The sequence below is a fragment of the Litoreibacter arenae DSM 19593 genome (genome assembly GCF_000442275.2).
GTDB lineage: Bacteria > Pseudomonadota > Alphaproteobacteria > Rhodobacterales > Rhodobacteraceae > Litoreibacter > Litoreibacter arenae.
On the sequence record NZ_KE557314.1, the window covers coordinates 1,089,060 to 1,107,500 of the forward strand.

An 18,441-nucleotide genomic window follows, 5' to 3' on the forward strand; every position below is an offset into this window, starting at 1 on the left:
TTACGCCCCCGGTCCGCGCACCTCGCATTCGTGACCGCGTGCGGTCAGGCGTTGGCAGGCCAGTGCGGCTTTGTCCTGCGACAGGCCGACGAAGTTTGCCTCCCAGCCGCGTGGGCGGTTCACCACCTTGCGCAGGGCCTCGTCGAGCGTGCCGATTTCCTGCAATGCGGTTTTCAGCAACAGCCGCTCGGCGGTGTTGCGCGTGGTGTATCTGCCCAGCGAGATTGACCAGTGCCGCCCGCCGGAAGTTGACGCGCGGGTGATGATGCGGCGCGGCTCCGGTTTGGTGATCGACGTGTCTATTGCCGCTTGCACCAGATTCTGCGGCCTGCGGACCGGAGTCACAGTCGCCGCCACAGCGGCAAGCTGGGTGGTTTGGGCTGCCCGCGTGGCGACCTCGACGCGGGATTGAACGACGTTGTTGTCGACGCTTTCCACGATGGCGAGAAGCAGATCCTCAGACGGTGCCTGCTCGGGCCGCTGCAAGGGCCGTGGGCTGGAGCGGCGGGCGGTGATGGTTGGCGCGACCTTGATGACCTTCGGCTCGATTGGTGTGGCGCCAAGATCGGGCCGCTGGGGCTTGCGCAGCTTGGCGCGGGATGGGGCGCGTTTGAAGCCCATGTCCAGCAACTCGGCCACGCGGGCGTTCCGCGCTGCGGTGGAGGTGCCGCCGAAGACGGTTGCGATGATGCGTTCGTTGCCGCGTTCGGCGGAGGCCACGAGGTTGAAGCCGGCGGCGCGGGTATAGCCGGTCTTGATGCCGTCCGCGCCCTTGTAGGCCGCAAGCAGCCGGCGGTTGGTGTTGGACACTTGCTTCACGCCTGCATGGGTCGTTTGGCGCGAGAACAGGTTATAATATTGTGGGTAGTCGTAGATGAGGTGGCGGCCCAGCGTGGTCATGTCCGACGCTGTGGAAAGGTGGCCGTTTTCCGTCAGCCCGTGCGCGTTCTTGAAGGTGGTGCTGTTCATGCCAAGCGCCTTGGCCATGGCGGTCATACGGCGCGCAAATGCAGCCTCGGAGCCGGAGACGGCTTCGCCCAACGCGGTCGCGGCGTCATTGGCGGATTTCACGGCAGCGGCGCGGATGAGATAGCGAACCGAAATGCGCTGACCGGCTTTGAGGCCCAGCTTCGACGGCTGCTCCGCCGCTGCTTTGCGCGAGATTTGTACCTTGGTGTCGAGCGTCAACTCGCCTCTGCGAATCGCGTCGAAGGTGACGTAGAGCGTCATCATCTTCGTCAGCGATGCGGGGTGAAGCCGCGTGTCTGCGTTGCGTGAATGAAGAACCTCGCCGGTGCGCGCGTCGATAACCATCGCCGCATAGGGGGCGGCGTAACCTGCCCCGGCCCAAGCTGATACCACAAGAAATAGCAGGCCCAACCGGACCGCACTTAAAAGACGTAAAACCACGACGTCTGCCCACTTTGCCTCGGGGATGTCGTTGCATCCCCATTTATAATTTTCAGCCGATCACCGACCTTTGGAACAGCCGTAGCACAAAGTTTGGATTCAGAAAACAGTTTAGTTTCAGGGGCTTTCAAGATGTCTCTGATGTGCCTCGGCTATATGTTGTGGTGGGGTGTCACATGCCCACAACATGGCCGAATTGTCGTCGCTCAGGATTTTGCGGGAAACTTCAACTCGCAGCGCTGCTGCGCAAGTAGACTTTCGCGTCTAAGCTCTGTTTCCTTGGCCTTTAGCGAGCGCAACTTGCGCCGCTCGGCGTCCAGATCGACGGCCACGGGTTTTTTTGTGGTGACGGGTTGGGGGTAGTTGCAGAAACTGAACCGACCGTCGGAGCCAAGACCCGTTCCGACGCAGAAATTCGTGTAGATGACCGTGCGGGTTTCGGTCTGGATCGCGTAGCCGCGGTCAATGGTGGCCTGCGTATCCGCGATAAGGGCCTGCACGATGCGCAGGTCCTTGGTCGCATCCTGCAAGCAGGCATCACGGGGGCTGGCGCAGGCGGCCAGCAGCAGAAGCGGGGCGATCAGGATTCTTTTCATTGCGGGATAATACTCCGGCTGCGACGGCAAGGGAACGTGACACTTGTTGCCCGCAAATGTTAGCACATCCTGAATCAAACAGGACAAGCCCGTGACAACCGATTTTGACAGCAAAAAAGCCCAAGCCTCCGCTTGGTTCCGCAGCCTTCGTGACGAGATCGTCGCTGCCTTCGAGGGGCTGGAGGCCACCCAGACGGAAGGGCCGTTCGCGGATTTGCCAGAGGGCCGATTCGAGGTGACGGAGACCAAGCGCACCTCTGACGACGGCTCGGACGCGGGTGGCGGCTTGATGAGCGTAATGCGCGGCGGGCGGGTGTTCGAGAAGGTGGGGGTCAACGTCTCGACGGTTTATGGCACATTGGGCGAGCGGGCGCAGAAGGCCATGGCAGCAAGGGGCGTGCCGGGGATGGCCGACGATCCGCGTTTCTGGGCGTCGGGGATATCGCTGGTGGCGCATATGCAGAACCCGCAAACGCCCGCCGTGCATATGAACACGCGCATGTTTTGGACCCCCGGCGCGTGGTGGTTCGGCGGCGGGTCGGATCTGAACCCCTGCATCGAGCGCGACGAAGACACCGCGTTTTTTCATAACGTGCTGAAGGAGTATTGCGACAGGCACGACGCTGAATACTACCCGCGCTTCAAGGCGTGGGCGGACGAGTATTTTTACGTTCCCCACCGCCACCGAGCGCGTGGGGTTGGCGGTATCTTCTATGACGATTTGAACACCGGCGACTGGGATGCGGATTTCAACTTCACGCAGGATGTGGGGCGTGCATTCCTGCCGGCGTTTTTGGGGGTTACCGAAAAATGGCGCGATGCGCCGTGGTCCGACGCCGACAAGGAAGCGCAATTGGCGCATCGCGGGCTTTATGCCGAATACAACCTTGTCTATGACCGTGGGACCAAATTCGGGTTGGAGACCGGCCATGACGCCAATGCGGTGTTGATGTCACTGCCGCCTGTCGCCAAGTGGTATTGAGTTTCGCCGCGCTGTCGCGCGTCGACCGACCGGGGGATTTCATCCCCCGGACCCCCTGAGAATATTTATGCCAAGATGAAGCAGATCAGGCTTTGTCTGACAGCAGGTCTGCCCCGTCTTCTTCGGTGACGACGGCATCGGCTGTCGCGCGTTCCACCTCGCTTTGCTCGTTCAGCAGGTTGCCTTCGGCCTCGTGGACCGGGTCTTCGTCAGCTGCGACGGCAGCTGCTGCGGCCTCGCGCGCGCCCTCCGAGAATTCCTGACTGGCGATGGCGAGAGCAGATTTCTCGGCGGCACCCTCGAGTTGCAGGATTGGAACACCTTGCGGGAAGATGACCTCCCGCGCGTCGTCGGGCATGGAGACGCCTTCCTCGGTGAGCCGCTTGGTGACCTGCCGCAGCAGCGCGGACTTGACCTTCAGCATGGAGAAATCCTTGGCGTTGACCCAGTAATACGCCATAATGTTCACGGTCGAGCTGCCCAGATTGTCGACAAGGATCATGGGCTCCGGCTCTTTCAGCACGGCTTCGTGGCCTGCGATCACCTCCAGCATGATACTTTGGGCGCGGGCGACCGACACGTCGTAGCCGATCCCGATCACCAGCGTGTCGCGGCGGTTGGCGGAACTGGTGTAGTTCACGATGGTGCTTTTGAAGATCGTGGCGTTGGGGATCTGGATGTGGTTGCCCTCCAGGCTGAGCAACACTGTGGAGCGTGTGTTCATCGAGCGGACGGAGCCGGCCATGCCTGCCACCTCTATATAGTCACCGGCCTGAAACGGGCGGCGGATGGAGAGCAGCAGGGATGCCAGAAAGTTCTCGGCGATGTCGCGGAAGGCGAAGCCGACGATGATACCGAGCACCCCCGCGCCGCCAATTACCGACACAGCAATCTGGGTGAGACCTGCGACCTGCAGCACCACGAACAGGCCGATCATGAAGATGGGCAGCGCTATGGCGCGGCTGACGATGTCGCGCAACAGGGGTGAGGCGATGCCGCCCAAAAGCCAGCGGCGAAGCCCTTTCGCCGCGAGCGCCGACAGCCACCATGTCAGCGGCAGGATGATAAGCGCCAGCACGATCAGAGGCAGGGAGGTGACGATGCGGTTGCCGACCGACTTGATCTCGCCCAATGCGGGCGCGAAGGACCAGTTGGCCTCTTGCACCACCTCAATCCGGTTGACGACGGCGACCACGTCTTGGGTCTGCGAGGCCAGATCGCGCGCCCATCTCTTGTGGTCGTCACTGGTGGTACGGCCATCAAGGAAGACGATGCCGTCTTTCACCTCTACCTGCGCGGCTTCGTACCAGCCGGTGGAGCGCAAAATGTCGAGAATCCGGTCAGCGATCTGTTCGTCGCGTGCGGTCGGCTCGACCGAAACAGCCTGAGCGGGGGAGGTGACCTCCTGACCTTCGCCTGACGCTTCTTGCGCTTGGAGGGGAAGGGTCAGGGCGAAAACGGCGCAAAGCGCGAACAGGAAACGAGTCATCATAAGCCCGACCCTAACGGGGCAAGCGACAGGCATTCCAGCAAAATTTGCGCCTAGGTCGACGCCGTTTCACGCACGGTGTCGATCATCAGCTGCACATTGTCGGGGTCGGCATCAGGTGTGATCCCGTGGCCCAAGTTGAAGATATGCGGGCCCTTGGAGAAAGCCTTGACGATGGCGCGGGTCTCGTCGATCAAGTCCTGCCCGCCGGTGACCATGTGGCGCGAGGCGAGGTTGCCTTGGACGCAGCCGTCGACTTGAACATTGGCGGCTGCCCAATCGGCCGCTACGGAGTTGTCGAGCGCTACGCAATCCGCGCCCGTTGCCTTGGCGAAGCCGATATAGTTGTCGCCGGCCTCGCGGGGGAAGGCGATGATCGGTGTGTCAGGATGGCGGGCCTTCAGCGCCTTGATGATCTTCGCCGTGGGTGCGAGGGCGTATTTCTGGAACGCCTCGCCCGAAAGCGAACCTGCCCAGCTGTCGAACAGCTTTACCACCTCGGCGCCCGCGTCGATCTGGGCGGACAGGTATTCGATGGTGGCGTCAGTCAGCAGGTTGATCAGGGCGTCAAACACCTCCGGCTGCTCGATGCGCAGCTTGTGGGCGGGGCCTTGGTCGGGTGTGCCTTGGCCTGCGATCATGTAAGTGGCCACCGTCCATGGTGCACCTGCGAAGCCGATCAGCGTGGTTTTCTTGGGCAATTCGCCCGCGAGGTTGCGCACGGTTTGGTAGATCGGCGCCAGATGCTCGTGCACGTCGGACGGGCCTTTGAGCTTGTCGAAATCGCTTTGCCGGGTGATCGTCGAAAGGCGCGGGCCTTCGCCGGTGACGAACCATAAATCCGCGCCCAAGGCTTGCGGCAGCAGCAGGATATCGGCGAACAGGATGGCCGCGTCGAAGTCGAAGCGACGGAGCGGCTGCAACGTGACCTCGGTCGCCAGATCGGGGTTGTAGCATAGCGACAGAAAGTCGCCTGCCTGCGCGCGGGTGGCTTTATACTCGGGCAGGTAGCGGCCCGCTTGCCGCATCATCCAGATCGGGGGTGTGTCCAGCGTCTCGCCCGCCAATGCACGCATGATTTTCTTCTGCCCGGCCATTGCCACACTCCTTTTGAATTCGGCCACTTGTCGGTCGTCAGCCGCTCGAATGTCAAGACGAGAGCTTGTATGCATATTGTCACGCATTTATGCAGGCAGGCATGTCTATGACCTTGCCCACCCCGACCTCACCCTTGCGTATCGGCACCCGCGGATCGCCGCTGGCGCTTGCGCAGGCCTATGAGACGCGCACGCGCCTGATGGCGGCGTTCGATTTGCCGGAAGAGGCGTTCGAGGTGGTGGTGATCAAAACCACCGGCGACGCCGTTCTGGACCGCCCGCTGAAAGAGATCGGCGGCAAGGGGCTGTTCACCCGCGAGATCGAGGAAGACCTTCTGTCCGGCAAGATCGACATCGCGGTTCATTCGATGAAGGACATGCCGGTGGAGCAGCCGTTGGGCCTGCTGCTGGACACCTACCTGCCGCGCGAGGATGTGCGCGATGCGTTCGTGTCCTTCGAGGCCAGCGGGATTGCGGAACTGCCCGATGGCGCGGTGGTGGGCACCTCGTCGCTGCGCCGCCGGTCGCAGCTGCTCAACCGTCGCCCCGACCTGAACGTGGTGGAGTTTCGCGGCAATGTGCAGACACGGCTGAAGAAGCTGGGCGCGGGGGTTGCGAGTTGCACCTTCCTTGCCATGGCAGGGTTGAACCGGCTTGATCTGGAGAACGTGCCATCGACGGCCATTGATACCGACGACATGCTGCCCGCCGTGGCACAAGGCGCCATCGGGATAGAGCGGCGTGGCGATGATGCCCGCGTGGCGGAGATGCTGGAGGCGATCCACGACATTCCCACCGGCCAACGGCTGGCATGTGAGCGGGCCTATCTGGCGCGGCTCGACGGGTCGTGTGAGACGCCTATTGCGGGGCTGGCTGAGTTGGATGGCGGGACCGTGCGGTTCCGCGCGGAGATTTTGCGTCCTGACGGGACGGAAGCGTTGAGCGACGCCGAGTCGTCGACCATCGAGGATGCCGCAGAGATGGGCCGCGCGGTGGCGGACCGATTGACTGAACGTGCGCCCGAGAACTTCTTTGACTGGAGGTCTTAGGCGCAAGCTCCTATGTCTTGGTGTAGACTCGTTGAAAAAGAGAGACCCCATGAGACTGATCCTCGCCGCGCTGCTCACCTGTCTTCCGTTTACACTCGCCGCCGAAAAGGTCGGCCGTGTGGGTGTCGACTGGGTCGGTAACGACATCATCATCGAGGCCATTCCCGACCCCGATGTCCAAGGCGTGACCTGCCATATTGCCTATTTCGATCGCAGCCTGATCGACCGTTTGTCGCAAGGGAACTGGTTTGAAGACCCTTCCAACGCTTCGATTGATTGCCGCCAGACGGGGCCGATCGTGATTGGCGATATCGACCGCTCCGACGACGGCGAGACCGTTTTCAAAGAGGGGCGGTCCATCGTGTTCAAGTCGCTGCGCCTGACGCGCATCTTTGACGAGGACAATCAGGTGCTGATCTATCTGGCACACGCAAACGAACTGACCGAAGGGTCCGCCAAAATGGCGATCTCGACGATACCGTTGTACAAGGGCGAATAAGCCCCGCCGGAGCAAACGAAAAAGGCCGCCCCCGAAGGAGCGGCCTTTGCTATTTGGATCAAAACGCCAAAGCGCTCAAGTTTAGCCCAAAGAATTAACCTTGGCGGGCTTTGAAGCGAGGCTGGGTTTTGTTGATCACGTAAACGCGGCCCTTGCGGCGCACGATCCGGCAGTCCCGGTGGCGCGACTTCAGGGAGCGAAGCGAGTTCTTAACCTTCATGTCTCTTCTCCTCTAGTCCAGCGCGGTGGGGCGCCTTCAATTAAAACGTTCAGATGGTGCGCACTACTGGGATCGAACCAGTGACCACTTCGATGTCAACGAAGTGCTCTACCGCTGAGCTAAGCGCGCATCTGACCTTCACTTTTCGACCTCAACCCACAGAAAAGTGGACGCAGCCGAAGCACGTTGGTTCGCGCTCTATAGAAGGAGTCGGAAAGCGGTTCAAGGGCTTTTGAAGCGCCATGTTTTCGCTCTATAGTCTTTGCAACAGGAGCAGGCATGACGCAAGACGCCTATACATTGGCTTTGCCACAGGTTCAGACCAGCTGCATGGTCTTCGCCAGCCCCCATAGCGGGCGGGCCTATAGCCGCGATTTTTTGATGCGCACCGTGTTGGATGAAGAGCAAATACGATCGTCCGAGGACGCCTTCATGGACCAGCTTGTCGCGCCCGCCGCAAAATACGGCTCGCCGCTTATTGCCGCGACCATGCCGCGCGCGTTTGTAGACCTGAATCGCGCTTGCGACGAGTTGGACCCTGCGGTCGTGGAAGGCGTAAGGCGGCCCGCGCCCAACCCGCGCATCGCGTCGGGGCTCGGGGTGATTCCGCGCGTCGTGTCGAACGGTCGTGCGATCTATTCCGGCAAGCTGACACTGGCGGAGGCGAGCGAACGCATCGATCAATACTGGCGCCCCTATCACACCCGCCTTGCGCAACTGATGGATGACACGAACCGCAACTTCGGGCGTGCGGTGCTGGTCGACTTTCACTCCATGCCGCATGAGGCGGTGCAATCGGCGGCCCGCATCGGCTTTGCAAAGCCGGAAGTCGTGTTGGGGGACCGCTTCGGCGCTGCGGCAGACGGGCAACTGGTCGATGAAATCGAGACGATCTTTCTGGAAGCAGGCCTGCGCGTCAGTCGCAACGCGCCATTCGCGGGTGCATATATCACCCAGACCTATGGCCGCCCGTCGCGGGGGCATCATGCCATTCAGGTGGAGATCGACCGGTCGCTCTATATGAACGAGCAACGGATCAGGCCGAACGGGAATTTCGACAGCTTCAGCAAGCTGATGGAAAAGATCGTCGCGAGGATTGCAGATGTCGGGCGCAGCGAGATGCCTCTGGCCGCCGAATAGCCCCTATCGCAGCGACCGCCCCTTGCGGATTGCGTCGCTACCGAATTTCTGACGGATTCTATCGGTGGCTCGTTCCGCCTCGGACCGCTTGGTGGCGTCGGGATCAAGCAGATCGGGCGTGCGGTCGGCGTCCCCTTCTGGCTGCAAGTCTGAGATACCCACCCCAAGCAGGCGATACGGCCCCTCGTTCACGCCCGCCATCAGGTCACGCGCGGTGCGGTAGATGCGGTCGGCCAATTGGGTGGGATCACGCAAAGACTGGCGGCGGGTGATAATTTTGAACTTTGCGGTTTTCAGCTTTAGCGTCACCACCCGCCCCGCGATTTGCTTGGCTTTGGCGCGGTCCGCGACCTTCTCGGCCATGCGCCACAAATGGCCGTCCAGCAGATCGGCACTGGCGGTATCCTCGTGAAAGGTGGTCTCGTTGGAGATGCCCTTGACCGGCTCGTGGGCCGACACGCGGCGAAAGTCCTCGCCGCGTGCCAGATGCCACAGCCTGTCCCCCATGGAGCCGAACCGCGCATGCAGGTCCTGACGGTCCCATCGCAGCAGGTCGGCAAAGGTGCGGATGCCGGCTTTTTCCAGACTTTCGCGGGAGACCGCGCCCACGCCCCAGATCATCGACACGGGTCGATCACGCAGGAAGTCGGAGGTTTCTGCCTTGCCGATGGTCGAGAACCCGCGCGGTTTGTCCAGATCGGACGCCACCTTCGCCAGAAACTTGTTGTGGCTCAGCCCAATGGAGCCGCTGATCCCCAACTCGCTTTCCATCCGGTTTACCAGCCGTGCCAGCATGACGGCGGGTGGCGCATGGTGCAGCTTGGCGGTGCCGGTGAGGTCGAGAAAGGCCTCGTCCAGGGACAGAGGTTCGATGGCGGGGGTCAGTTCCTCCATCATTGCGCGGATCTGGCGGGAGACCGCCACATAGACATCCATGCGCCCGCGCACAACGACCGCTTCTGGGCAAAGTTTCAGCGCCTGAAACATCGGCATGGCGGAGCGCACGCCCTTGATGCGTGCGATATAGCAGGCGGTGGACACGACCCCGCGCCGACCGCCGCCGACGATGACGGGCTTGTCGCGCAGCTCGGGGTTGTCGCGTTTTTCGACGGAGGCATAGAAGGCGTCGCAATCCATGTGGGCGATGGACAGCTCGAACAGCTCCGGATGCGATATTCCCCGCGGGGAGCCGCAGGCGGGGCAGCGGGTTCCCTGATCGTGTTGGTGAAAGCATGTGCGGCAAAGCGACGGCATGGCTGCTTGATACGCCACGCCGCCATGCACGGCAATCTGCGCCAAGAGGTGATTTCCCAGCAGCGTACCAGTGTAGCGGGAAAGACTCTTGAGGGCATTTTTTGAACGAAACAGACCGTTTCTTGCTTCTAAACGCGTTTGTCCCGCCCCATATATCTCTCAGGACAGTAGAGGAAATTAATTGATGGAAGACGTAATTTTGGGATTTTTAGGCAATAACGCAGTGTTTTTGCTGTTGTTTGTCTTTCTGGTTGTCGTCGTTTTCGCAGGCATCCGGATTGTCCCGCAAAGCGACAAGTTCGTGGTGGAACGCTTCGGCCGCCTGCGTTCGGTGCTTGGGCCGGGCATCAACTTTATCGTGCCGTTTCTGGATCGTGTGGCGCACAAGATATCTATTCTGGAGCGTCAGCTTCCGACCAATAGCCAAGATGCAATTACGTCGGACAACGTGCTGGTGCAGGTCGAAAGCAGTGTTTTCTATCGCATCATTGAACCCGAGAAGACTGTTTACCGTATCCGCGACATCGACGCCGCGATTGCCACGACCGTGGCAGGCATCGTGCGGAGCGAGATCGGCACGCTGGAGCTGGACGAGGTCCAGTCGAACCGTGCGCAGCTGATCCAGCGCATTCAGGGCGCGTTGGAGCGGATCGTGGATGACTGGGGTATCGAAGTGACCCGCGCGGAAATTCTGGACGTGAATTTGGACGAAGCGACCCGCGCTGCTATGCTGCAACAGCTGAACGCCGAACGTGCACGTCGGGCGCAGGTGACGGAGGCCGAAGGCTCCAAGCGTGCGGTCGAGTTGAACGCGGATGCGCAGCTATATGCAGCCGAGCAGTTGGCGAAGGCCCGCCGCATCCAAGCGGACGCGGAAGCCTATGCAACCGGTGTGGTAGCCGCCGCAATTCAGGAGAACGGCATTGAGGCGGCGCAGTATCAGGTTGCCTTGAAGCAAGTCGAGGCACTGACCGAGGTGGGCAAAGGCGCGGGCAAGCAGACGGTTCTGATGCCGACAAGCGTGCTGGACGCCTTCGGTGACGCATTCAAACTTCTGAAAGGGAGGGCTTGATGGAACAGTACATACTCTGGAACCAATACTGGATCTGGTTCGCGCTGGCGCTTGTGCTGGGCGTCCTAGAGGTGCTGATACCGGGCTACATCCTGCTTGGCTTCGCGCTGGCTGCCGCCGCCATGGGGTTGCTGTTTGCGGCGGGCATCGGTCCGGCTGATATGATGGCGGGTTCCCTGCCGATCACATTGGCGATCTATGGCGCGGTGTCGTTGATCACATGGCTGGCGCTTCGCCAGATTTTTGGTCGCCGTGATGGGCAGGTAAAGCTCTGGGACAAAGACATCAACGAAAACTGACTCCTTTTTCCCGTATCGCGACGAAGCGTGTGAATACCCGTGCCTTTGGTGCGGGTATTTACGTTTTAGGGTCGGGAGAAGTTTCAAATTTTTTCGCAAATTGAACGGTTCTGACGCGCTTGTCATCTGCTGCTCACCCTTGCACCAAGTCTGTTCACCTGCGCACCGATCGTGCGTAATTCTCACGAACGTGTTCATTGAGAGTGATCTTGGAAAGCTCCACATTAGGTTCATCAACAGCAACAACGCTGCGACCTTGAAACCAAACTGGAGTACTTCAAATGAAAGCCATTATCGCAACTGCCATCGCCCTGACCGCAACCGCACCTGCCTTTGCAGATGTCAGCAACCCGCAAGCCTTCTTCGCCATCGGCAACGACTCTGCCGCCGAGCGGACGCTCAGTGAAACCTCGACCGGCAACACTGAAAAAGCTCTGCGTGTCGGTCTGGCGGCGAACGAATCCGCAGCTGAACAAAATGCAATGATCAGCGAAGGTACAGTCAGCCGTGACGTACAAGCCCGTTTCGCACTGTATAACGACTCGGCCGCCGAGCGCGCTGCACGCAAATAAACCTGTCGATCTCCTCCCGAGACCGAAAACGGGCCCTCCAGCCGGAGGGTCCGTTTTTTATGGAAGTTCGGTGAGAATGGCTTGGGCGGCGTCGCGGGGATTGGCGGCCTGCCAGATCGGGCGGCCAACCACGATATGATCGGCCCCGTCGCCAATCGCGCTGGCTGGAGTGGCGACGCGTTTTTGATCCCCTAGATCCGCGCCGGACGGGCGCACGCCGGGGGTGACGATCAGCCTGCCCGACGCTTCGGGCAAGGCGCGGATGGCGGCAGCTTCCTGAGGGGATGCGATAACGCCATCGGCACCCGCGTCGAACGCTTTGGCGGCGCGCTCCAGCGTGATTTCGTGAATGTCGCCTGCCTTCATGCAGCCGTCATCAAGGTCGGAGCGGTCAAGCGACGTCAGAACCGTTACACCTAGTATTTTCAGATTGGTGCCGGACGCGCCTTCCTTGGCTGCGCGAACAACGTGGGGATCGCCATGAACGGTCAGGAAGTCGTGGCCAAATTGTGCGAGCCCCCTTACGGCGGCCTCTACGGTTGCACTGATATCGAAAAGCTTCATGTCCAGAAAAATGCGTTTCCCGTGCTCGTCCTTGAGCTCGTTCGCGAGCGCAAGCCCGCCGCCGGTTAACATGCCGAGGCCGATTTTGTAGAAGCTGACGCTGTCGCCAAGCTGCTTGCTCAATTCCAGCCCGGCAAGGGCGTTTGGCAGGTCGATTGCGACGATCAGGCGGTCATCGGACATGGGGCGGGCCTTTCCTAATGGGGTTCAATCCCTAGCTGCCCGCCCTTCCTTCCGCCGTCAAGCAGCGGTGGGCATATCATTCAGCCCCATGGCGTCTTTGAACTGGCGGATCATGTCATTGAGATGCACCAAGCGCCCCGTTTTCTGCGCCGGGGAGCGGGACATCAATACGGCGCGACCCCTGGCACGATGTGACTTGGCGCGGGCGACAAGAATGGTCGAAACCGCCTCGAACTCCGTGTCGATCGGCAAAGGAGCGGAGATCGGAACCTTGCGGGTTTCATGCCCCTCGTGAAAGACCACCAAAGCCTCGAAGCAACGTGTCGCCGCGTTGTAGTTCAGGTTTTGGACTTCCGTTTGATAACTGCTCATAGCTACCTCCTGTTTTCATTATAACTACCTAGGAATCCGAAAGTTCCACTGCCAGTTCCAGCGGGTCACAAGTCGGTGAATCGCAGACAGTGAAGAATTTTGTGATCACACCTCTTGAGCCACCACCAGCCGCCCCCATCTAAGAATTGAGGTTTGTCAAAGAGTAGCGCTGCCAAGCGGGCTATTCAGGGACAGAGGCTTTTGAAAGGAACGAGAATATGGATTTGGAAAAATTCACCGAGCGGGCCCGAGGATTCATTCAGGCCGCGCAAACAATCGCGATGCGTGAGGACCACCAGCGTCTTGCCCCCGAACATTTGCTGAAAGCGATCATGGACGACGAGCAGGGGCTCGCGTCAAATTTGATCTCCGCTGCGGGTGGCGCACCTGCGCGTGTAAAGGAAGCGGTCGATCTGGCCTTGGGCAAGATCCCGAAAGTAACCGGCTCCGGCGGTCAGGTCTATATGGACACCCAGACCGGCAAGGTGCTGGACGAAGCCGAAAAGCTGGCGAAGAAAGCTGGCGACAGCTTCGTGCCGGTGGAGCGGATGCTGTGCGCGTTGGCGATGGTGAAAAGCCCTGCCAAGGACGCTTTGGACGCGGGTGCCGTGTCGGCGCAGAAGCTGAACGCAGCTATCAACGATATTCGTAAGGGCCGCACAGCCGACAGTGCCAATGCCGAAGAAGGCTATGACGCGCTGAAGAAATACGCACGCGACCTGACCGAAGCTGCGCGTGAGGGCAAGATTGACCCGATTATCGGGCGTGACGAGGAAATCCGTCGCACGATGCAGGTTCTGTCGCGCCGCACCAAAAACAACCCCGTTTTGATCGGTGAGCCGGGCGTGGGTAAAACCGCGATTGCCGAGGGGCTTGCCCTGCGGATCGTCGATGGTGACGTGCCGGAATCGCTTCGCAACAAGAGGCTGATGTCGCTGGACATGGGCTCGCTCATTGCGGGCGCGAAGTATCGTGGTGAGTTCGAGGAACGTCTGAAGGCGGTTCTGTCAGAAGTGACCACTGCCGCCGGTGAAATTATCCTGTTCATTGACGAGATGCACACCCTTGTTGGCGCAGGCAAGAGCGAGGGGGCCATGGACGCCTCCAACCTGCTGAAACCTGCCTTGGCGCGGGGGGAATTGCATTGCGTTGGCGCGACGACACTTGATGAATACCGCAAGCATGTCGAGAAGGACGCAGCTTTGGCGCGGCGGTTCCAGCCGCTCATGGTGTCGGAGCCGACGGTCGAAGACACCGTGTCGATTCTGCGCGGCATCAAGGAAAAATACGAGCTGCATCATGGTGTCCGGATTTCGGACAGCGCCTTGGTCGCGGCGGCGGAGCTCTCGCATCGCTATATTACCGATCGGTTCTTGCCGGACAAGGCGATTGACCTTGTAGACGAAGCCGCATCGCGGCTGCGTATGGAGGTCGACAGCAAGCCCGAAGAACTGGACGCGCTGGACCGCCAGATCCTGCAATTGCAGATCGAAGCGGCTGCTCTTGAGAAAGAGGATGATGCCGCGTCAGTCGACCGTCTGGAAACCTTGCAGAAGGAACTGGCGGACCTGCAAGAGAAGTCGTCCGAGATGACGGCGACCTGGCAGGCGGAGCGTGACAAGCTGGAAGGCGCCCGCGACTTGAAAGAGAAGCTGGACCGTGCGCGGGCAGAGCTGGATATTGCCAAGCGTGAAGGTAACCTCGCCAAGGCGGGCGAGCTATCCTATGGCGTGATCCCACAGCTTGAAAAAGCGTTGGGCGAAGCTGAAAGCCGCGAGGAGACGCAGATGGTCGAAGAGGCCGTGCGTCCCGAGCAGATCGCAGGCGTGGTCGAGCGGTGGACGGGTATCCCGACCTCCAAGATGCTGGAAGGCGAGCGTGAGAAGTTGCTTCGTATGGAGGACGAGCTTGGCCGCCGTGTCATCGGACAACGCACAGCCATTCAGGCGGTGTCGAATGCGGTACGCCGTGCGCGGGCCGGGCTGAATGACGAGAACCGACCGCTTGGCAGCTTCTTGTTCCTCGGGCCAACCGGTGTGGGTAAAACCGAGCTGACCAAGGCCGTGGCGGAGTATCTGTTCGACGATGACAACGCGATGGTGCGTATCGACATGTCGGAATTCATGGAGAAACACGCCGTGGCCCGCCTGATAGGTGCCCCTCCGGGTTATGTCGGCTATGACGAAGGCGGCGTTTTGACCGAGGCCGTGCGGCGCAGACCTTATCAGGTCTTGCTGTTCGACGAGGTCGAGAAGGCGCACCCTGACGTATTTAACGTGCTGTTGCAGGTTCTGGATGACGGGGTTCTGACGGACGGCCAAGGCCGGACTGTGGACTTCAAACAGACGCTTATCATTTTGACGTCGAACCTTGGGGCGCAGGCGCTGAGCCAGCTTCCTGACGGGGCGGATGCCTCGGAAGCCAAGCGTGACGTGATGGACGCGGTGCGGGCGCATTTCCGTCCCGAGTTTCTGAACCGTCTGGACGACACGATCATCTTCGACCGCCTTGCCCGCGAGGACATGAACGCGATCGTGGATATCCAGTTGGGTCGTTTGGAAAAACGTCTGGCGAGCCGCAAAATTACCGTGGCTCTGGACGAAGATGCCAAGCAGTGGCTGGCCGATGAAGGCTATGACCCTGTCTTTGGCGCACGTCCCCTGAAGCGGGTGATCCAGCGCGCGCTGCAGGACCAACTGGCCGAGATGATATTGGCTGGAGAGGTGCTGGACGGTGCCACCGTGGAGGTGAGCGCCGGGCCGGACGGGTTGCTGGTTGGCGGGCGTCTGAGCGCCTCCAACAGGCCGAAGCCGGACGACGCGGTCGTTCATTAAACGCGAAAGGGCGCCTTCGGGCGCCCTTTCTTTCTCGTGCCTGCCGATTTAGCTGGCAGGCATAATCACCTTGTCGATCACGTGGATCACGCCGTTGGACGCCTCGACATCAGCGGCGGTCACGTTGGCGTCGTTTACCATTACACCGCCCTCGGTTTTGATGGTCACGTCGCCACCTTGAACGGTTGCGGCTGTCATGCCGTCGGACAGATCACCGGACATAACTTTGCCCGGCACAACATGGTAGGTGAGGATCGCGGTCAGTTGATCCTTATTCTCGGGCTTGAGCAGAGTTTCAACTGTGCCGTCCGGCAGGGCAGCGAATGCTTCGTCCGTCGGCGCGAAGACCGTGAACGGACCTTCACCCTTCAGTGTCTCTACCAAACCGGCCGCCTGCACGGCTGCCACCAGAGTGCCAAAGCTGCCGGCCTCTACGGCGGTATCGACGATGTCCTTGGAGTGGCCATCAGCGAATGCCGGCGCGGTCAGAGCGGCTGCGGCTGTCAGTGCGATAAAAGTTCTGCGGATCATAGTGTAGTCTCCCGTTTCATAACAAAAGACGCCCGTCATTGAGCATCGGAACCGATACGCACGAAACCCTTGGCAGGATGCCGCCTAGGGCATGGTTTCTGTGTTTGACGAAAATCACGATCGGCCTAAGCCGAGCCGATTTCTGTTTTCCACTGACATTCTTGTGACCCGCTGTGATTGCCTCGTGCAGCTAACAGCTTTTGTGTGCGTATTTGAGGCGGGGACCGCGACTCCCACAGTTTCGTGAGCAGGCCTTATTTGGTTTTGAGCCTCATCGAGGCTACGTCATAAGGTGTTAAGCACAAGCAAGGATCTTTCCAATATGGCCAACCGGTTCAAAGCCACTCTGACATGGGGCGACGTGACCCCTGAGCATGTATTTCTGAATCGAAGGAGCTTCATGGCGGGTGCGTCCGCTTTGGCCGTATCCGGCATCGGTGGCCCGGCTCTTGCAGCCAAGTATTCGACCGACGAAGAGCCAAACGCTTGGGACGAGATTACACAGTATAATAACTTCTACGAATTCGGCACCGGTAAGTCAGACCCTGCCGAATACGCAGGTGCGCTGACGACCGACCCGTGGGCGGTTGAAATTGACGGCATGGTGGACAAGCCCGGCAGCTATTCATTCAAAGACATCATGGCCGCGATGACAGTGGAAGAGCGCATCTACCGTTTCCGCTGTGTCGAGGCGTGGTCGATGGTCATTCCTTGGAACGGGTTTGAGCTGGCAGACCTGCTGAATATGGCCGGCGTGCAGTCGGGCGCGAAATATGTGGCGTTTGAGACTCTGCTCCGCCCCGAAGAGATGTGGGGCCAGAAACGGAACTTCGTCCCGTGGCCTTACCGCGAGGGCCTGAGGCTGGACGAGGCGATGCATCCGCTTACCATTATGGCGACCGGCATCTACAACAAACCTATCCCGAACCAGAACGGCGCCCCGCTGCGTCTGGTCGTACCGTGGAAATACGGGTTCAAGTCGATCAAGTCGGTGGTCAAGATCACGCTGACCGATACGCAGCCTGAAACCAGCTGGAACATGATTAACCCGCGCGAGTACGGCTTCTATAGTAACGTGAACCCGAATGTGGATCACCCGCGCTGGTCACAAGCGTCCGAGCGGCGCGTCGGCGGTGGCCTTTTGGCAAAGCGAATTCCGACGCCGATGTTCAACGGATACGGTGACGAGGTGGCGAGCCTCTATGAGGGCATGGACCTCACCCAAGACTACTGACTTCCGGCAATGGCGCATTCCCTGACATTGCCTGAGCGCGTCAATGCCGGACTGCGCACTATACCTAACTGGGTTGTCTACCTGCTTGGTGCGTTACCCGGTCTTTATATAGTGGTGGGTGTAGCTCTGGCGCTGTTAGGCATTTACGACCTGTTCGGCAATCGTTTGGGCGTCGACCCCATTCGCACCATTGAGCATTGGTTGGGAGAGCTTGCTTTGCAGTTCTTCATTGCGACAATGCTGATTTCCATCCTTCGCGATTACTTTCGCTTGAAGCTGATCAAGTTCCGGCGCGCGCTGGGGCTGCTAACGTTCTTCTATGTTATCCTTCATCTGTCGGTCTGGATATCGCTTGATTTGCAGTTCCGTTGGGGGGAGGCTTGGGCGGACATCTTAAAGCGTCCCTACATTACAATAGGCATGGCGGGCTTCGTGCTGCTCATCCCACTGGCGGTCACCTCTAGCAACGCCATGATCCGCCGACTCGGACCGGTGGCGTGGCAACGGCTCCATAAGCTGGCATATCCGGCGATTCTGCTGGGCGGCATTCACTATGTAATGGTGCAAAAGGTCTGGGAGGCAGAGCCGCTGATCTATCTTGCCATAATTCTGGTCCTTTTGGGGCTTCGCGGGCGGCGACTCATCCGCTGATTCCGATTCATTTCAGCAAATCATCAGTGAATCGGTTTCGAGTCGGACTGAATCGCGGGTGAGTCTCCCAGATTCCGCCGCAAACAATCCACATTTGGTGGTTTGCTTGGGGATAACCCCAAGACGAGTCGTTATCTTCCCCGAGGGCAACTATGCAGGTGCAGCATTTCGGGGGAAAATCAGAAGAAAAATTGGGTCGTAAAGCATTGAAATAAAACAACTAATAAACGTTTTTCCAAAAAAGTGCGATTTACCTGAAAAAAGTGGTTGCGGGCACCCGTCACTAGGCCTAGAACCCACTTCACCGGCGGCGCTGAGATGCACCAACGGGACGCCAGACAGGCCAGACGGTCAAGAAAGCGGATAAAAAACAGAGGCTTACACAGGCAGTTG

General features: G+C 59.8%; 19 protein-coding genes and 1 tRNA gene. 10 read left to right on the top strand and 10 right to left on the bottom strand.

Annotated features, from left to right (window positions below; genetic code table 11):
* Together THALAR_RS17650 and THALAR_RS17655 are read right to left on the bottom strand one after the other, a co-directional pair.
* Nucleotides 1-1,314 (bottom strand): D-alanyl-D-alanine carboxypeptidase family protein, encoded by a 1,314-nt coding sequence (locus THALAR_RS17650; protein ID WP_083483517.1) that lies wholly within the window; start codon nt 1,312-1,314, stop codon nt 1-3.
* A 302-nt stretch (nt 1,315-1,616) separates the two neighbouring features.
* Entirely contained in the window at nt 1,617-2,006 is a 390-nt protein-coding gene (locus tag THALAR_RS17655; RefSeq protein WP_051153806.1) for a hypothetical protein, read from the bottom strand.
* Nucleotides 2,007-2,097: 91 nt separating this feature from the next.
* Between THALAR_RS17655 and hemF the strand changes: the two genes are divergently transcribed.
* Nucleotides 2,098-2,988 carry an oxygen-dependent coproporphyrinogen oxidase gene (hemF, locus tag THALAR_RS17660; RefSeq protein WP_021102971.1) on the top strand — a complete coding sequence of 297 codons (891 nt, stop codon included), beginning with the start codon at nt 2,098-2,100 and terminating at the stop codon, nt 2,986-2,988.
* A gap of 85 nt (nt 2,989-3,073) precedes the next feature.
* Here the strand turns inward: hemF and THALAR_RS17665 are convergent, their stop codons facing one another.
* A complete protein-coding gene (locus THALAR_RS17665; protein WP_021102972.1) occupies nt 3,074-4,480 on the bottom strand; it encodes a mechanosensitive ion channel family protein in 1,407 nt (468 codons plus the stop codon).
* Nucleotides 4,481-4,530: 50 nt separating this feature from the next.
* A complete protein-coding gene (gene hemE / locus THALAR_RS17670; RefSeq protein ID WP_021102973.1) occupies nt 4,531-5,574 on the bottom strand; it encodes a uroporphyrinogen decarboxylase in 1,044 nt (347 codons plus the stop codon).
* A 101-nt stretch (nt 5,575-5,675) separates the two neighbouring features.
* Here hemE and hemC point away from each other — a divergent pair, with 101 nt between their 5' ends.
* Both hemC and THALAR_RS17680 read left to right on the top strand, forming a co-directional pair.
* Nucleotides 5,676-6,623 carry a hydroxymethylbilane synthase gene (gene hemC / locus THALAR_RS17675; protein WP_040819532.1) on the top strand — a complete coding sequence of 316 codons (948 nt, stop codon included), beginning with the start codon at nt 5,676-5,678 and terminating at the stop codon, nt 6,621-6,623.
* A 49-nt stretch (nt 6,624-6,672) separates the two neighbouring features.
* Nucleotides 6,673-7,122: a CreA family protein gene (locus THALAR_RS17680; RefSeq protein ID WP_021102975.1), complete on the top strand. Its 450-nt coding sequence runs from the start codon at nt 6,673-6,675 to the stop codon at nt 7,120-7,122.
* Nucleotides 7,123-7,216: 94 nt separating this feature from the next.
* Here the strand turns inward: THALAR_RS17680 and ykgO are convergent, their stop codons facing one another.
* Together ykgO and THALAR_RS17690 are read right to left on the bottom strand one after the other, a co-directional pair.
* On the bottom strand, nt 7,217-7,342 hold the full coding sequence (ykgO, locus tag THALAR_RS17685) for a type B 50S ribosomal protein L36 (protein ID WP_009828855.1): 126 nt from the start codon (nt 7,340-7,342) through the stop codon (nt 7,217-7,219).
* A 54-nt stretch (nt 7,343-7,396) separates the two neighbouring features.
* Nucleotides 7,397-7,471: transfer RNA gene (locus THALAR_RS17690), tRNA-Val, on the bottom strand.
* A gap of 150 nt (nt 7,472-7,621) precedes the next feature.
* Between THALAR_RS17690 and THALAR_RS17695 the strand changes: the two genes are divergently transcribed.
* On the top strand, nt 7,622-8,482 hold the full coding sequence (locus tag THALAR_RS17695; protein WP_021102976.1) for an N-formylglutamate amidohydrolase: 861 nt from the start codon (nt 7,622-7,624) through the stop codon (nt 8,480-8,482).
* Between the two features lie 3 nt (nt 8,483-8,485).
* On the opposite strand, the gene THALAR_RS17700 is transcribed toward THALAR_RS17695, so the two are convergent.
* Nucleotides 8,486-9,736, bottom strand: coding sequence for a DNA polymerase IV (locus tag THALAR_RS17700; protein ID WP_021102977.1), 1,251 nt, complete (start codon nt 9,734-9,736; stop codon nt 8,486-8,488).
* A 184-nt stretch (nt 9,737-9,920) separates the two neighbouring features.
* On the opposite strand from THALAR_RS17700, the gene THALAR_RS17705 reads away from it, so the two are divergent.
* From THALAR_RS17705 to THALAR_RS17715, 3 genes are all read left to right on the top strand, one after another.
* Complete coding sequence (locus THALAR_RS17705; RefSeq protein ID WP_021102979.1) at nt 9,921-10,808, top strand: SPFH domain-containing protein; 888 nt, start codon at nt 9,921-9,923, stop codon at nt 10,806-10,808.
* Nucleotides 10,808-11,107 carry a hypothetical protein gene (locus tag THALAR_RS17710; protein ID WP_021102980.1) on the top strand — a complete coding sequence of 100 codons (300 nt, stop codon included), beginning with the start codon at nt 10,808-10,810 and terminating at the stop codon, nt 11,105-11,107. Before THALAR_RS17705 ends, THALAR_RS17710 begins: the two co-directional genes overlap by 1 nt.
* A 281-nt stretch (nt 11,108-11,388) precedes the next feature.
* Entirely contained in the window at nt 11,389-11,679 is a 291-nt protein-coding gene (locus tag THALAR_RS17715; RefSeq protein ID WP_021102981.1) for a hypothetical protein, read from the top strand.
* A gap of 57 nt (nt 11,680-11,736) precedes the next feature.
* On the opposite strand, the gene pyrF is transcribed toward THALAR_RS17715, so the two are convergent.
* Complete coding sequence (gene pyrF / locus THALAR_RS17720; RefSeq protein WP_021102982.1) at nt 11,737-12,426, bottom strand: orotidine-5'-phosphate decarboxylase; 690 nt, start codon at nt 12,424-12,426, stop codon at nt 11,737-11,739.
* 57 nt (nt 12,427-12,483) lie between these two features.
* Nucleotides 12,484-12,798, bottom strand: coding sequence for a hypothetical protein (locus tag THALAR_RS17725; RefSeq protein WP_021102983.1), 315 nt, complete (start codon nt 12,796-12,798; stop codon nt 12,484-12,486).
* A 218-nt stretch (nt 12,799-13,016) separates the two neighbouring features.
* Here THALAR_RS17725 and clpB point away from each other — a divergent pair, with 218 nt between their 5' ends.
* Nucleotides 13,017-15,632 (top strand): ATP-dependent chaperone ClpB, encoded by a 2,616-nt coding sequence (gene clpB / locus THALAR_RS17730; protein ID WP_021102984.1) that lies wholly within the window; start codon nt 13,017-13,019, stop codon nt 15,630-15,632.
* A gap of 48 nt (nt 15,633-15,680) precedes the next feature.
* On the opposite strand, the gene THALAR_RS17735 is transcribed toward clpB, so the two are convergent.
* Nucleotides 15,681-16,163 (bottom strand): fasciclin domain-containing protein, encoded by a 483-nt coding sequence (locus tag THALAR_RS17735; RefSeq protein ID WP_021102985.1) that lies wholly within the window; start codon nt 16,161-16,163, stop codon nt 15,681-15,683.
* Between the two features lie 322 nt (nt 16,164-16,485).
* Between THALAR_RS17735 and msrP the strand changes: the two genes are divergently transcribed.
* Nucleotides 16,486-17,397 (top strand): protein-methionine-sulfoxide reductase catalytic subunit MsrP, encoded by a 912-nt coding sequence (msrP, locus tag THALAR_RS17740; protein ID WP_021102986.1) that lies wholly within the window; start codon nt 16,486-16,488, stop codon nt 17,395-17,397.
* 9 nt (nt 17,398-17,406) lie between these two features.
* Entirely contained in the window at nt 17,407-18,048 is a 642-nt protein-coding gene (gene msrQ / locus THALAR_RS17745; protein ID WP_021102987.1) for a protein-methionine-sulfoxide reductase heme-binding subunit MsrQ, read from the top strand.
* The last annotated feature ends 393 nt before the right edge of the window (nt 18,049-18,441 follow it).

Coding starts and splice junctions, on each gene's coding strand:
- THALAR_RS17650 (WP_083483517.1), bottom strand. CDS start 1,314: ATGGTTATCGACGCGCGCACCGGCGAGGTTCTTCATTCACGCAACGCA.
- THALAR_RS17655 (WP_051153806.1), bottom strand. CDS start 2,006: ATGAAAAGAATCCTGATCGCCCCGCTTCTGCTGCTGGCCGCCTGCGCC.
- THALAR_RS17665 (WP_021102972.1), bottom strand. CDS start 4,480: ATGATGACTCGTTTCCTGTTCGCGCTTTGCGCCGTTTTCGCCCTGACC.
- hemE (WP_021102973.1), bottom strand. CDS start 5,574: ATGGCCGGGCAGAAGAAAATCATGCGTGCATTGGCGGGCGAGACGCTG.
- hemC (WP_040819532.1), top strand. CDS start 5,676: ATGTCTATGACCTTGCCCACCCCGACCTCACCCTTGCGTATCGGCACC.
- THALAR_RS17680 (WP_021102975.1), top strand. CDS start 6,673: ATGAGACTGATCCTCGCCGCGCTGCTCACCTGTCTTCCGTTTACACTC.
- ykgO (WP_009828855.1), bottom strand. CDS start 7,342: ATGAAGGTTAAGAACTCGCTTCGCTCCCTGAAGTCGCGCCACCGGGAC.
- THALAR_RS17695 (WP_021102976.1), top strand. CDS start 7,622: ATGACGCAAGACGCCTATACATTGGCTTTGCCACAGGTTCAGACCAGC.
- THALAR_RS17700 (WP_021102977.1), bottom strand. CDS start 9,736: ATGCCGTCGCTTTGCCGCACATGCTTTCACCAACACGATCAGGGAACC.
- THALAR_RS17705 (WP_021102979.1), top strand. CDS start 9,921: ATGGAAGACGTAATTTTGGGATTTTTAGGCAATAACGCAGTGTTTTTG.
- THALAR_RS17710 (WP_021102980.1), top strand. CDS start 10,808: ATGGAACAGTACATACTCTGGAACCAATACTGGATCTGGTTCGCGCTG.
- THALAR_RS17715 (WP_021102981.1), top strand. CDS start 11,389: ATGAAAGCCATTATCGCAACTGCCATCGCCCTGACCGCAACCGCACCT.
- pyrF (WP_021102982.1), bottom strand. CDS start 12,426: ATGTCCGATGACCGCCTGATCGTCGCAATCGACCTGCCAAACGCCCTT.
- THALAR_RS17725 (WP_021102983.1), bottom strand. CDS start 12,798: ATGAGCAGTTATCAAACGGAAGTCCAAAACCTGAACTACAACGCGGCG.
- clpB (WP_021102984.1), top strand. CDS start 13,017: ATGGATTTGGAAAAATTCACCGAGCGGGCCCGAGGATTCATTCAGGCC.
- THALAR_RS17735 (WP_021102985.1), bottom strand. CDS start 16,163: ATGATCCGCAGAACTTTTATCGCACTGACAGCCGCAGCCGCTCTGACC.
- msrP (WP_021102986.1), top strand. CDS start 16,486: ATGGCCAACCGGTTCAAAGCCACTCTGACATGGGGCGACGTGACCCCT.
- msrQ (WP_021102987.1), top strand. CDS start 17,407: ATGGCGCATTCCCTGACATTGCCTGAGCGCGTCAATGCCGGACTGCGC.